This window comes from Actinotalea endophytica (assembly GCF_025717005.1).
In the GTDB taxonomy this organism is placed as follows: Bacteria; Actinomycetota; Actinomycetes; order Actinomycetales; family Cellulomonadaceae; genus Actinotalea.
Window position 1 is genome coordinate 26046 of sequence record NZ_JAOVZU010000003.1, and the last position, 12362, is coordinate 38407.

Consider the following 12362-nt stretch of genomic DNA (forward strand, 5'->3'; position numbering starts at 1 on the left):
TGCTCGACCAGAGAGGACGAACGATGAAGACCCGGACGATGCTCATGATCGGCGCGACCACCCTTGGGCTCGCGCTCACCGGAGCCACCGCCGCGAGCGCCGCGACCATCGACGACACCGCTGCCCGCACCATGGCCGGCGCGGGGTTCCACGGCGGCGACGGCGACTGGACCGGCGGCGGGATGACAGCCGACGAGGACTGGGCGGGCGGTTACCAGGCCGGTGACGGCCTGGGTGACCCGGCCGACTGCCCCTACCTCGAGGATGCCGACGCGGACCGCGACCAGGTGCGTGACCGCCTGCGCGACGCCGACGGCGACGGCACACCGGACCGGACGTACGACCGTGTCCAGCAGCGTCTGCACGACTGCGTCAACCTCGCCGTCTGACGCCGTGCACCCCTCGAGCGGCGCGGGCCGAGCTGCCCGCGCCGCTACGCTGCCCGCGGAAGGAGCCGCCATGCGCACCGTTCTCGTCGTGGACGACGAGCCGCACATCCGCCAGGTCCTGCGCGGCTACCTCGAGTCCGCCGGCCACCGCGTGCTCGAGGCGGACAGCGGCGAACGCGCGCTGGAGGTCCTGGGCAGCGACCAGGTCGACCTCGTGCTGCTGGACGTCATGCTGCCGGGGATCGACGGCATCGAGACCTTGCGACGGCTGCGCACCACGAGCGACGTCTTCGTGATCCTGGTCACGGCGCGGGCCGAGGAGGTCGACACGCTCGTCGGCCTCGCGGTCGGTGCCGACGACTACGTCACCAAGCCGTTCAGCCCGCGTGAGGTGGCCGCCCGCGTCGCCGCCGTGCTCCGCCGGGACCGCGGCGCCGCGGCGCCACCCGACGAGTCCGAGGTGATCCGCTTCCCGGGCTTCGTGCTGGACCTCGCCCGGCACGAGGTGCAGGTGGACGACGCCCCCGTCGAGCTGTCCAGCCTCGAGTTCGACCTGCTCGCGGTGCTCGCGGCAGCACCGGGCCGGGTGTTCTCCCGCGGGCAGCTCCTGCGCCAGGTGTGGGGTTCCGACTGGTACGGCGACGAGCGCGTCGTCGACGTGCACATCCGGTCGATCCGCGCGCGACTCGGTGACGACGTCTCCGCCCCGAGGTTCGTCGCGACCGTGCGCGGTGTCGGCTACAAGTTCGTCGGCGCCGCGGGCGGTGCACGGTGAGGCTGCGACTGCCGACCCGGCTGGTCGCGGCCTTCCTGTCGGTCCTCGCCATCGGCACGCTGGTCTCGCTCGTCACGGTGCGCCTGATCGCGCCGGGCATCTTCGAGCGCCGGATGGGCATGACCAACGGCCGCGGGATGGGCGGCGGCCAGGGCGTGAGCGCGACCCAGGACGCCTTCGTCGCGGCGCTGGACCAGTCGCTGCTGCTCGGCGCGCTCGTCTCGGCCCTCCTCGCGGGCGTCGCGGCCGTGCTCCTGGCCCGCAGCATGCTCCGGCCGCTCGACGCGGTGCGTGGCGCGACCCGGACCATCGCGGCGGGCCGGTACGACGTCCGGGTGCCCCGTTCCGGGGAGCCGGACGTCGACGCGCTCGCCGCCGACGTCAACACCCTGGCCGGCGCGCTCGCGGACACCGAGACCCGACGCCTGCGGCTGCTCGGTGAGGTCGCGCACGAGATGCGCACCCCGCTGACCGGCCTGAGCGGGTACGTCGAGGGCCTCGAGGACGGTGTCTTCGCGCCGGACGAGGCGACCCTCGGCGCGATGGACGAGGACCTGCGGCGGCTTCGCCGGCTCGCGGACGACCTGTCCGCGCTGTCCCGCAGCGAGGAGGGGCGCACCGAGCTCCGGACCGCACCGTGCGACCTCGCGGACCTGACCGCTCGCACGTGCGCGCGCCTCTCGGACGGGTTGGCCGGGACACCTGTGCGTCTGACGGTGGTGGCACCGCACCCGGTGCCGGTCGTCTGCGACGCCGACCGCGTCCAGCAGGTGCTCACCAACCTGGTCGGCAACGCGGCCCGCGCCGTGCGCAACGGACCCGGGCACGAGATCCGGGTGGTCGTTGACCGGGTGCCCGGCGCCGCGACCGGGACGACCTCGAGGGGCGGCCCGGGCGGCTCCGGCGGCATCGCCCGGGTCAGCGTGACCGACCAGGGTGTCGGCCTCACGCACGAGGACCTGGAGCGCGTCTTCGAACGCTTCTACCGGGTGCCTGGCGCCGAGCGCGGCGAAGGCTCGGGCATCGGCCTGACGATCAGCCGCAGCATCGCCCGCGCGCACGGCGGCGACCTGGTCGCGACGTCGCCCGGTCCCGGTCACGGGGCCACCTTCACCCTGACCCTTCCGGCGGCCGGCTGACCCGGCTCCCGCCTGCGCCGGGAACCCGGGGGGCCGTCCGGACGTCTGGGATGATCGTGAGGGCGCGTCCGGCGCCCTGTCCGAGGAGTCCCCCATGTCCTGGCTCGCGCGCGGCTCACTCGCCAACCGGTCGGTCGTCACCCTGCTCGCGCTCGGCATCGCCGTGTTCGGGGTGCTGAGCGCCGGCGCGCTCAAGCAGGAGCTGATCCCGTCCCTGCAGATCCCCACCGCGGTCGTGCTCTCGATCTACCCGGGTGCGTCGCCGCAGATCGTCGAGCAGCAGGTCACCGTGCCCGTCGAGGACGCCGTCGGCACCGTGACCGACGTCGAGACGGTGTCCGCCACGTCGAGCACCGGCCTGTCGGTCGTCACGGTCCAGCTGCGGTACGGGGTGGACCTCGACCAGACCGCGCAGGCGCTCCAGCAGGCCGTCACACGCTCGGCGGCCACGCTGCCGTCGTCGGTGTCCCCGACCGTCTTCACCGGCTCGATCGACCAGTTCCCGGTGATCCAGCTCGCGGTCAGCGGCGGCGAGGACGAGGCCGCGCTGTCGGCGCTGCTCGACGAGCAGGTCGTGCCCCGCCTCGCCGAGATCCCCGGTGTCCGGGACGTCGAGGTGACCGGCACGCAGGCCGACCAGGTGGTGCTCGAGACCGATCCGTTGCGGCTCGCCGCCGCAGGCGTCTCGCTCGCGTCCCTGTCCACCCTCCTGCAGGACAACGGGCTCGTGCTGCCCGGCGGCACGATCACCGAGGGCGACGTCAGCAAGCCGGTCCAGGTCGGCAGCCGGATCACGTCGCTCGACGAGCTGGCCGCGCTGCCTCTGACGACCACCGACGGCGGCGTGACCACCGTCGGAGCGGTGGCCGACGTCCAGATCCAGCCGACGACGCTGACGTCCTACTCGCGCCTCAACGGCCAGCCCTCGCTGGCGATCTCGGTGACCAAGACCCCGGACGGGAACACGGTCGAGATCTCCCACGGCGTGACGGACGTTCTCGACGAGGTCAGCGCCAGGCTCGGCGGGGACGTCGAGGTCGCTGTGGTCTTCGACCAGGCGCCGTACATCGAGGAGTCGATCAACGGCCTGGCGACCGAGGGCGGGCTCGGCCTCGCGTTCGCGGTGCTGGTGATCCTGCTGTTCCTCGCCTCGCTGCGCTCGACGCTGGTGTCCGCGATCTCGATCCCGATGTCGTTGCTGGTCACGTTCATCGCGCTGCGGGTCGGCGGCTACTCGCTGAACATCCTCACGCTCGGCGCCATGACCATCGCGATCGGCCGCGTGGTCGACGACTCGATCGTGGTGATCGAGAACATCAAGCGGCACCTGTCCTACGGCGAGCCGAAGACCAAGGCGATCCTGGGCGCCGTGCGCGAGGTGGCCGGTGCGATCACGTCGTCGACGGTCGCGACGGTCGCGGTGTTCCTGCCGATCGGCCTGGTGGGTGGCATGGTCGGCGAGCTGTTCCGGCCGTTCGCGTTCACCGTGGCGATCGCGATGGGCGCTTCGCTGCTGGTCGCGCTCACCCTCGTCCCGGTGCTCGCGTCCTGGTTCCTCAAGGCCCCGCCGGATCCCGACCCGGCGGCGACCCGCGCGGCCGCCGAGGCGAAGGAGCGCCGCTCGCTGCTCGCGCGCGCCTACCTGCCGACGCTGCGCTGGTCGGTCGCCCACCCGGTGATCACGCTGGTCCTCGCGCTCGGCGTGTTCGCCGGCACGCTCGCCCTCGTGCCGCGCCTGGAGACCACCTTCATCGGCGACTCGGGTCAGGACACCCTGACGGTGACCGAGACCTTCGCCCCCGGCACCTCGCTGGCCGCCCAGGACGCCGACGCCCGGGTCGTCGAGCAGGCGCTGATGGACACGGCGGGCGTCGCGACCGTGCAGTCCACGGTCGGCAGCGCGAGCGGCCTTCAGGCGGCGTTCGGCGGCAGCACCCCGACCGCCACGTTCGCGGTCACCCTCGCCGACGGGACGGACGTCGAGCAGGCGGACACCGACGTCCGGGCGGCGCTCGCCGACCTCGACGTGCTCGGCGAGGTCGCGCTGGCCGGCGGCGACAGCGGGTTCGGCAGCTCCACGGTCGACGTGCTCGTCACCGCCGCCGACGACACCGCGCTCACGACCGCCGCGGACCAGGTGACCGCAGCGGTCGCCGGGCTGAGCTCGGTCACCGACGTCACGAACAACCTGTCCGCCGACCAGCCGACCGTCGAGGTCGCGATCGACGGCGCGAGCGCTGCCGCCGCGGGCCTGAGCGAGGCCCAGCTCGCCGGCACGGTCGCGGCGCTGACCAACCCCCAGCCCATCGGCCAGGTGACGGTCGACGGGACCACGATGGACGTGCGGGTGGACGCCATCACCCCACCGCAGAGCGTCGCGGAGCTCCAGGCCTTCCCGCTGCCCACCGCGGCCGGTGCGGTCCCGCTGGGTCAGGTCGCCGAGGTCAGCTCGGTGGACTCCCCCACGTCGCTGTCCCGGGTGGACGGCTCACGCGCGGCGACCGTGTCGGCGACGCCCGTCGGGCAGGACCTCGGCGCGGTGACGCGCGAGATCTCCGACGCGATCGACGCGATCGACCTGCCCGCGGGCGTCGACGTCACCGTGGGCGGCGTCGCGGCCGACCAGCAGGACGCCTTCGCCGACCTCGGGCTGGCGCTGCTCGCCGCGATCGGGATCGTCTACCTCGTGATGGTGGCGACCTTCCGGAGCCTGGTGCAGCCGCTCGTGCTGCTCGTCTCGGTGCCGTTCGCCGCGACCGGCGCGCTGCTGATGCTGCTCGGCACCGGCACGCCGCTGGGCGTCGCCGCGCTGATCGGGCTGCTCATGCTGGTCGGCATCGTGGTCACCAACGCGATCGTGCTGATCGACCTGGTCAACCAGTACCGCGAGCAAGGGCGTGGTCTGGCCGAGGCGGTCACCGAGGGTGCGCGCAAGCGGCTGCGCCCGATCCTGATGACCGCGGCCGCGACGATCCTCGCGCTCACGCCGATGGCCCTCGGCCTGACCGGCGGCGGTGTGTTCATCTCCCGCCCGCTCGCGCTGGTCGTGATCGGTGGCCTGATCACCTCGACGCTGCTGACCCTGGTGATCGTCCCGGTGCTGTACACGCTCGTGGAGCGGCTGGCCGGGCGGTTCCGCCGCGGGCGGGAGCCCGAGCACCTCGGCGGCGCTCACACCGCCTGAGCAGGCGCGGGCCCGCGGGGCCGACTCACGCCGGTGCGCGTCGGGAAGGCAACGGGAGCGGAAGCACGAGGTGCACGTCGGCCGGCTCGCGGGCGAACCACGTGGGGTCGGGCGGGTCCGCCGGGACCGCTCCGAACCGGCGGTAGACGGCGACCGTGCGGGCCGTGCGCGTCGTCCCAGTCGGGTTCGGTCCAGGACACGGCCCGCTCGACGAGCTCGCCGTCGCGCGCCTCGACGATCGCGTCCACGGACTCCGAGCGTTCGAAGGCGCGAAGGTCGTCCGGGACGAGCCGCTCCAGACGCCGGAGCACGAGCCCCGCCCCGTCGCGCACACCGGCTCCGTCCGGACGCTGCCAGGAGCGCCCAGCATGACAGCGCCGCTCGTCGCGCCGGCGCCGAACGCGGTCACGCGTGCCGGTGCGTCCACTCCAGGAGACGATCCACCGGCCAGGTGGTCACCACACGCTCCGGGTCGATGCCGCGCGCCGCGAGCCGGTCGCACGCCTCGAGGAGCCAGTCGAGCTGTCCGGGTGCGTGCGCGTCGGAGTCGATCGCGAAGAGGCACCCGGCCTCGTCCGCCAGCGCGAGGAGGTCGTCCGGCGGGTCCTGGCGGTCCGGGCGGGCGTTGACCTCGACCGCGACGCGACGCTCGGCGCAGGCCGCGAACACGGCCTCGGCGTCGAACTCGCTGGGTGGGCGGATCCGCCCGCGGACGCGTCGGCCGGTGCAGTGCCCGAGCACGTCGGTGGCCGGGTCCCGCACGGCCGCGACCATCCGCCGGGTCATCGCTTCGCGCTCCATCCGGAGCTTGGAGTGCACCGAGGCGACCACCACGTCGAGCTCGGCGAGCAGGCCGGGCTCCTGGTCGAGCGTGCCGTCGTCGAGCACGTCCACCTCGATCCCGGTGAGCAGGCGGAGCGGCCGGTCACCCGTGTCGAGGACCGTGTTCATCGCCGCGATGCGCCGTACCTGGGTCCGCAGTCGCTGGGCCGAGAGCCCGTTGGCCACGGTGAGCCGCGGCGAGTGGTCGGTGATCGCCAGGTAGTCGTGCCCGATCGTGAACCCGGCGAGCGCCATGTCCTGGATCGGTGTCGCGCCGTCGCTGGCGTCCGTGTGGGCGTGCAGGTCCCCGCGAACGCGGTCCCGCAACGCGCGGCCGGCGACACTCGCGGTCGCGACGCGCGCCGCGAGGTCGTCCTCGAGCTCGGTCAGGGCGCCCGGTCGCTCTCCGCCGAGCACCTCCTCGACCACGGCCGCGGTGCTCCGTCCGACGCCGCTCAGCGCGGTCCAGTCCCCGGCCCGGCGGTGCCCGCGCCAGGAGTCGTCGTCGAGGTCGCGGATGAGGTCACCGGCCCTGCGGTACGCGGCCGACCGGTACTCGGACGCCTGGGAGCGCTCGAGCAGGAAGGCGATGCGGTGCAGCGCCGCGACGACGTCGTCCCGAGCGGGTCCGCCCACCGGTCAGGACGCCCGGCGCTTGCCGGCCTTCTTCGCGGGCTTCGCCTCGGACTCGTCAGGTTCCTCGGGCGACTCGCCGCGGGCCTGGCGGGCCTTCTCGACGCTGCGCTGCAGGGCGGAGAGCAGGTCGACGACGTCGCCGCCCTCCTCGTCGCCCTCGGTCGCGGCGTGCTCGACCACCGCCCCGGTCGAGACCTTCTCGGCGATCACGGCCTCGAGTGCCTCGGCGTAGTGGTCGGTGAACTGCGACGGGTCGAGGTCCATCGCCATCGACTCCACGAGCGAGGCCGCCATGGTCTGCTCCTGGGTCTTGAGCTGGACGTCGGCGTCGAGCACGTCGAACTCGGCGGCCCGGACCTCGTCGGGCCACAGCAGGGTCTGCAGGCAGATCACGTCGCCGCGCACCCGCAGCACCGCCATCGACTCGCGCTGGCGCAGCGCCACCGTGACCAACGCGACCCGCTCGGTGGTCTCCAGCGCCTCCCGCAGCAGGGTGTACGGCTTGATCGCCGCCGCGTCCGGCTCGAGGTAGTACGTGCGCCCGAGCATGATCGGGTCCACCTGGTCCTCGGGCACGAAACCCTCGACCGCGATCTCCCGGTCGGTGGACAGCGGCAGGTGCGCGAGATCGTCGTCGGTGAGGACGACCATCCGCCCGTCGTCGGTCTCGTAGCCCTTGACGATCTGGTCGGCCGGGACCTCCTCGCCGTCGATCGCGCACACCTTGCGGTAGCGGATCCGGCCGCCGTCCGTCTCGTGCACCTGGTGCAGCGCGACGCTGTGCTCCCCGGTCGCCGCGTACAACCGGACCGGCACGTTGACCAGGCCGAACGCCACCGCGCCCTTCCAGATCGCGCGCATCGCGTCGCCTCCTCGCTGACCACTCCGAGCGGCGAGGTGCCACCCGGCCCCTTGCTGGGCAGGATGGTGCACACGAGCCGTCCGCGCCACCCCTGGAGGCCCGATGACCTGCACGAAGGCCGCTCGCCGACCTGCCGCACCGCACCGCTGCCCGGCCTGGGCGACCCGTGGCTGAGGAGCAGTGGGTCGACGTCGAGGGGCGTCGGGTGCGGCTCAGCAACCTCAGCAAGGTGCTCTGGCCGGCGACCGGCACCACCAAGGGCGAGATGCTGCACTACTACAGCCAGGTCGCCCCGGCGATCCTGCGTCAGCTCGCCGACCGGCCGGTGACCCGGGTGCGCTACCCCGACGGGGTCGAGGCCGAGCGGTTCTTCGAGAAGAACGTCCCGGCCGGCACGCCGGACTGGGTACGCCACCACGCCCTGCCGGCCAGTCCGGGCGCGCCCGACGACCCCGGGACCGAGGGCACCGTCGTCGACCTGCCGGTGCTCGACGGCCTGCCCGCGCTGATCTGGGTCGCCAACCTCGGCGCCGTCGAGCTGCACACCCCGCAGTGGCGGGTCGGCCCGCGCGGCGGCGTGCACCCACCGGACCGCCTGGTCGTCGACCTCGACCCCGGTCCTGGTGCCGGCCTCGCGGACTGCGCGCGAGCGGCGCACCTGATCGCCGACCGGCTCGCCACGGACGGGCTCGACCAGACCGTGCCGGTCACCAGCGGCAGCAAGGGCATGCAGCTGTACGCGACGCTCGACGGTCGGCGCTCGGCCGCCGACGTGCACGGCTACGCCAAGGACCTCGCCCGCGAGCTGGCTCGCGCCCATCCGGACCTGCTGGTCGCCGACCAGAAGCGCACCCTGCGTCCCGGCAAGGTGCTGCTCGACTGGTCGCAGAACCACCCGGCGAAGACCACGATCACGCCGTACTCGATGCGCGGCCGCGAGCACCCGACGGTCGCAGCACCGCGCACCTGGGACGAGGTCGGCCCCGGGCTGCGCCAGCTGGAGTGGGACGAGGTGCTCGACCGCCTGGCCGACGTCGGCGACCTCATGCCGTGAGGTGGCGGGGCTGGGACCGGCACCGTGGGCGTGCTTGGCTGTGCCCATGGAGAACGACCGCAGCCTGATCGCCGACCTGCTCACCACGCCGGGCCGCTGGGCGGTCGTCGGACTGTCGACCAACAGGTCTCGTGCGGCCTACGGCGTCGCCGCGTACCTCGCCGAGCTCGGCCACACCGCGGTCCCGGTGCACCCGAAGGCGGAGACCGTGCACGGTCAGGTCGGCTACCCCGACCTCGCCTCGGTGCCGGGGCCGATCGACGTCGTGGACGTGTTCGTGAACTCCTCGCACGCCGGCGCCGTGATCGACGAGGCGATCGCCGTCGGCGCGAAGGCCGTGTGGCTGCAGCTCGGCGTCGCGGACCCCGACGCCGAGCAGCGCGCGCGGGAGGCGGGGCTCGGCGTGGTCGTCAACGCGTGCCCCCGCATCGAAGGCCCCCGGGTCGGCGCCCGGCCGCGCAGCTGACGTCAGGCGTAGAACACCCGGTCCACCACGGCGCGCGCCCGGCGGCCGACCCGCAGGTAGGTCTCCTCGAGCTCGCCACCCGAGCCCGGCGGGTAGCCCAGCACCCGCGACAGCCCCGCGAGCGACGGCCGGTCGTGCGGCAGCACGTCGGCCTGCCGCCCGCCGACCCGCCCGGTCCACAGCACGATCGCGTTCCGCAGCCTCGATGCGAGCAGCCACGCCTCGCGCAGCTGCCGGTAGTCGTCCGGCGAGAGCAGCTCGGCCCGTGCCGCGGCCGCGAGCGTGAGCAGCGTCGACGTGGTCCGCAGGGCCGGCACCTCGTGCGCGTGCTGCAAGGCCAGCAGCTGCGCGGTCCACTCGACGTCGGACAGCCCGCCGCGGCCGAGCTTGAGGTGCCGGGCCGGGTCGATGCCTCGCGGCAGCCGCTCGGCCTCCATCCGCGCCTTGAGCCGACGGACCTCGCGGACGACCGCCGGGTCGGCGCCCCCTGCCGGATACCGCAGCGGGTCCACCAGCGCCTCGAACCGCTGACCCAGGTCCCCGTCCCCCGCCACCGGCCGGGCACGCAGCAGCGCCTGGCTCTCCCACGGCGAGGACCAGCGCCCGTAGTACTCCGCGTAGGAGCCCAGGGTGCGCACGAGCGGGCCGTTGCGTCCCTCGGGACGCAGGTCCGCGTCGACCTCGAGCAGGGGCTCGTCGCCGACCTGGCCGAGCAGCGCCCTGACCCGCTGGGCGAGCACGTTCGCCTGAGCCTGCGCGCGCTCCTCGGGCACGTCGGGCAGCGGGTCGTGCACGAACAGCACGTCCGCGTCCGAGCCGTAGCCCATCTCCCGCCCGCCGAACCGGCCCATGCCGATGATCGCCATCCGGGTGAGCCTGCCCTCGTCGGAGTGCTCGGCCTCGTACTCGGCGATCCGCAGTGCCCCGCGCACCACGACGTCGGCGCTCGCGGTCAGGGCGTCGAACGCGGCCACCACGTCGGTGGACCCGAGCACCTCGCCCACCGCCGTGCGCGCGATCTCACGGCGGCGCAGCGCCCGGAGCAGCGTGGCGGCGGCCTCGGGGTCGTGCTGGCGGGTCAGCACCTTGTCGACCTCGGACCACAGCCGTTCGGCGTCCCGCGGGGCGAGCTCGCCGTCGTCGGCGAGCCAGGTGACCGACTCGGGCGACCGTGCGATGACGTCGGCCACGAAGCGCGACGTGGACATCAGGTGGGCGAGCCGCCGGGCGGCGATGCCCGAGTCGCGCAGCAGCTTGAGGTACCAGTGCGTCGTGCCGAGCACGTCGGACAGGGTCCGGAAGGCGAGCAGCCCGGCGTCCGGGTCGGCCCCGTCCGCGAACCAGCCGAGCAGCACGGGCAGCAGCTGGCGCTGGATCGCCGCCCGACGGCTGACGCCCTCGGTGAGCGCCTGGATGTGCCGCATCGCACCGACCGGGTCGCGGTAGCCGATCGCCGAGAGCCGGGCCTTGGCCGCCTCGGGCGACAACGAGACGTCCTCGACCGACAGCTTGGCCGTGGCCGGCAGCAGCGGGCGGTAGAAGAGCTCCTCGTGCAGGTGCCGGACGTCGCGGCGGACCGTGCGCCAACGCTCGTCGACCTCGGCGGCCGTGGCCATCCCGGACGCGCGCGCCAGCCGGCGCAGGTCCTGCTCCGCGGTCGGCATCAGGTGGGTGCGGCGCAGCCGGGTCAGCTGCACCCGGTGCTCGAGCACGCGCAGCTGGCGGTAGCAGACCGCGAGCCGTGCGGCGTGGTCGCGGCCGACGTACCCGCCGGCCGACAGCGCCTGCAGCGCGGACAGGGTGTGCGGGCTGCGGATCGTCGGGTCGCCGCGTCCGTGCACGAGCTGCAGCAGCTGGACGGTGAACTCGACGTCGCGCAGCCCGCCGCGGCCGAGCTTGATCTGCCGGTCGGCCTCGGCCGCCGGGACGTGGTCCTCGACCCGGCGACGCATCGCCTGGGAGTCCTCGACGAAGTTCTCCCGTTCGACGGCCTTCCAGACCAGCGGTGAGATCACGTCGGTGTACGCCTGGCCGACCTCGCGGTCGCCCGCGACGACCCGCGCCTTGAGCAGCGCCTGGAACTCCCAGGTCTTGGCCCAGCGCTCGTAGTACGCGAGGTGGCTGGCCACCGTCCGCACCAGCGGACCCTGCTTGCCCTCGGGTCGCAGCGCAGCGTCGACCGGCCAGAGCGCGGGTTCTCCGGACGGGGCCGAGCACGCCTTGGTCATGCCGGCCGCGAGCGCCGCCGCGGTCGCGAGCGCCTCCTGCTCGGATGCGCCCTCACCCGGCTCGGCGACGTAGATGACGTCCACGTCCGAGACGTAGTTGAGCTCACGCCCGCCGGTCTTGCCCATGCCGAGCACCGCGAGCCGGGCCGCGGCGTGGCCGGGCACGTCCGCCCGGGCCAGCGCCAGCCCGGTCTCCAGGGCGGCCGCGGCCAGGTCCGCGAGCGCCGACCCGACCGCGGGCAGCAAGGACAGCGGCTGGGGTGAGGTGAGGTCGGCCGCGGCGATCCGGAGCAGGCGGCGGCGGTAGGCGCGGCGCATGGCGTCGACGCCCTCGCCACCGCCGAGCGTCGCGACCGGTGCCGGGTCGGCCGGGTCGGCCCCCACGGCGCCGAGCAGCTCGGCTCGGACGTCGGCGCCGTCCGCGCCGATCGGGGTCGGCTCGGCGAGCGCAGGCAGGTCCTCGGGGTGCCGCACCAGGTGGTCCGCGAGGGCGGTCGAGAGGCCGAGCACCGCGACCAGCCGGTCCCGCGCGTCACCGTCCTCGTCGAGCATCCCGTGCAGCACGGTGCGGTACGGCTCGTTCACCGCGGCGAGACGGGTCAGCGCGAGCAGCGCGTCGTCCGGCGACGCGGCCACGGAGAGCACGTCCACCACCGGGTGGTCCCCGGCGACCTCGCCGAGCAGCGCGACGAGGTCGCGATCCGCCAGGAGCTGGATCGCGCGGTCGGGGTCGACGAACCCGGCCCGGGTGAGCAGCGCACGGCGGCTCGCCGGGGGTCGGGTGTCGGGCCCTGCGTCGGTCACGCC

The 12362-nt window shown here is 74.2% G+C and carries 9 protein-coding genes; 6 read left to right on the forward strand and 3 right to left on the reverse strand.

The features are described 5' to 3' along the window. Positions 1–23: 23 nt before the first annotated feature. The 4 genes from OEB99_RS05670 to OEB99_RS05685 all read left to right on the forward strand — a co-directional run bounded on the left by OEB99_RS05670 (position 24) and on the right by OEB99_RS05685 (position 5487). Entirely contained in the window at positions 24–389 is a 366-nt protein-coding gene (locus OEB99_RS05670; protein ID WP_263508918.1) for a hypothetical protein, read from the forward strand. Between the two features lie 70 nt (positions 390–459). Next, the gene (locus OEB99_RS05675) at positions 460–1164 is read left to right on the forward strand and encodes a response regulator transcription factor (protein WP_263508919.1); all 705 of its coding nucleotides are present in this window, start codon (positions 460–462) and stop codon (positions 1162–1164) included. Next, the gene (locus tag OEB99_RS05680; RefSeq protein ID WP_263508920.1) at positions 1161–2303 is read left to right on the forward strand and encodes a sensor histidine kinase; all 1143 of its coding nucleotides are present in this window, start codon (positions 1161–1163) and stop codon (positions 2301–2303) included. Before OEB99_RS05675 ends, OEB99_RS05680 begins: the two co-directional genes overlap by 4 nt. A gap of 94 nt (positions 2304–2397) precedes the next feature. Next, the gene (locus OEB99_RS05685) at positions 2398–5487 is read left to right on the forward strand and encodes an efflux RND transporter permease subunit (RefSeq protein ID WP_263508921.1); all 3090 of its coding nucleotides are present in this window, start codon (positions 2398–2400) and stop codon (positions 5485–5487) included. 405 nt (positions 5488–5892) lie between these two features. Here OEB99_RS05685 and OEB99_RS05690 read toward each other — a convergent pair whose 3' ends face one another. Both OEB99_RS05690 and ku read right to left on the reverse strand, forming a co-directional pair. After that, positions 5893–6945: a PHP domain-containing protein gene (locus tag OEB99_RS05690; protein ID WP_263508922.1), complete on the reverse strand. Its 1053-nt coding sequence runs from the start codon at positions 6943–6945 to the stop codon at positions 5893–5895. Between the two features lie 3 nt (positions 6946–6948). Next, positions 6949–7806 carry a non-homologous end joining protein Ku gene (ku, locus tag OEB99_RS05695; protein ID WP_263508923.1) on the reverse strand — a complete coding sequence of 286 codons (858 nt, stop codon included), beginning with the start codon at positions 7804–7806 and terminating at the stop codon, positions 6949–6951. Between the two features lie 167 nt (positions 7807–7973). Here ku and ligD point away from each other — a divergent pair, with 167 nt between their 5' ends. Both ligD and OEB99_RS05705 read left to right on the forward strand, forming a co-directional pair. Beyond that, positions 7974–8861 carry a non-homologous end-joining DNA ligase gene (gene ligD / locus OEB99_RS05700; protein WP_263508924.1) on the forward strand — a complete coding sequence of 296 codons (888 nt, stop codon included), beginning with the start codon at positions 7974–7976 and terminating at the stop codon, positions 8859–8861. A gap of 46 nt (positions 8862–8907) precedes the next feature. Next, complete coding sequence (locus OEB99_RS05705) at positions 8908–9327, forward strand: CoA-binding protein (RefSeq protein WP_263508926.1); 420 nt, start codon at positions 8908–8910, stop codon at positions 9325–9327. Positions 9328–9329: 2 nt separating this feature from the next. Here the strand turns inward: OEB99_RS05705 and OEB99_RS05710 are convergent, their stop codons facing one another. Further along, positions 9330–12359, reverse strand: a complete 3030-nt coding sequence (locus tag OEB99_RS05710; RefSeq protein WP_263508927.1) for a bifunctional [glutamine synthetase] adenylyltransferase/[glutamine synthetase]-adenylyl-L-tyrosine phosphorylase — start codon at positions 12357–12359, stop codon at positions 9330–9332. Positions 12360–12362 lie beyond the last annotated feature (3 nt).

Bases quoted from the DNA above. Each gene is read 5' to 3' on its own strand.
- OEB99_RS05670 (WP_263508918.1), top strand. From the start codon at position 24: ATGAAGACCCGGACGATGCTCATGATCGGCGCGACCACCCTTGGGCTC.
- OEB99_RS05705 (WP_263508926.1), top strand. From the start codon at position 8,908: ATGGAGAACGACCGCAGCCTGATCGCCGACCTGCTCACCACGCCGGGC.
- ku (WP_263508923.1), bottom strand. From the start codon at position 7,806: ATGCGCGCGATCTGGAAGGGCGCGGTGGCGTTCGGCCTGGTCAACGTG.
- OEB99_RS05685 (WP_263508921.1), top strand. From the start codon at position 2,398: ATGTCCTGGCTCGCGCGCGGCTCACTCGCCAACCGGTCGGTCGTCACC.
- OEB99_RS05675 (WP_263508919.1), top strand. From the start codon at position 460: ATGCGCACCGTTCTCGTCGTGGACGACGAGCCGCACATCCGCCAGGTC.